We start from the raw sequence: 844 nt of genomic DNA, 5'->3' as shown, positions 1-844 counted from the left end.
AGAACCTGACTGGTTTGAGCATCGTTTGTTTAAAGGACCGGATACCGATATTAATCTGCATGTGTTCAGTTTGGGCACATCAGAGATTGATAGAATGTTACGCTTCCGTGATTGGTTGCGGACTAATGATACTGATCGGGACAAATATGCACAAGTCAAACGAAGCTTGGCAAAGAATAAATGGAGGCATGTCCAGCACTATGCGAATGCTAAAACATCAATAGTACAGGAAATCATGAAAAGAGCGAATAGTAATAATGCTTAAGGAGAGTGTCATGTTTTCTTGGTTTGTTATAGGAGGTTATATCAATGAAAAATATAGTAGATAATTTGTCGAAAAGTAAAGTTATTTTAATGTGCGGCCCTGCGGGAGCAGGTAAATCAACACTAGCAAAAAAATTTGAAAGTACCGGGATGACAATACTATCTTATGATGAAGAATCATTCAAACGAGGTTTGAATGAACATCCTTTACCTCAGGAGGTTTTAGAAGATATTAAAACCTATCTTGATGAAAAACTAATTTCACTTATCATGCAAAACATTGATATTGTTCTCGATTATTCATTTTGGTCTAGAGAAATGAGAAATGAATATATTTCATTATTAAAGAAATACGACATAGAACCCAAAATCTATTATATAAAGACACCTAAGGAAGTTGTTATGGAACGTATTCGAAAAAGAAACGGAAATCATCAAAATGATATCATATTGACGGAGCAAACAGCTTCCACTTATTATGATCATTTTCAACCCCCAACTGATGAAGAAGGTGAAGTTATAGTAGTCGAGGGATATTAATATTGTGGTTTTAGGCATGGAAATTGTACTAGATGATAAG

The 844-nt window shown here is 34.6% G+C and carries 2 protein-coding genes; both read left to right on the top strand.

Going from position 1 to position 844, the window contains the following annotated elements; genetic code table 11:
- A partial coding sequence (locus GF867_RS13630; RefSeq protein ID WP_172974049.1) for a GrpB family protein occupies positions 1–265 on the top strand: 265 nt, incomplete at its 5' end.
- Between the two features lie 44 nt (positions 266–309).
- Positions 310–804 carry a P-loop nucleotide/nucleoside kinase family protein gene (locus GF867_RS13625; RefSeq protein ID WP_153833626.1) on the top strand — a complete coding sequence of 165 codons (495 nt, stop codon included), beginning with the start codon at positions 310–312 and terminating at the stop codon, positions 802–804.
- Positions 805–844: the final 40 nt, after the last annotated feature.

It is taken from the genome of Fundicoccus ignavus, from assembly GCF_009659375.1.
Classification (GTDB): Bacteria; Bacillota; Bacilli; order Lactobacillales; family Aerococcaceae; genus Fundicoccus; species Fundicoccus ignavus.
The sequence above is the reverse complement of the archived record's forward strand: the minus strand, read 5'-3'. Positions and strand labels throughout refer to the sequence as shown.

Bases quoted from the DNA above. Each gene is read 5' to 3' on its own strand.
- GF867_RS13625 (WP_153833626.1), top strand. From the start codon at position 310: ATGAAAAATATAGTAGATAATTTGTCGAAAAGTAAAGTTATTTTAATG.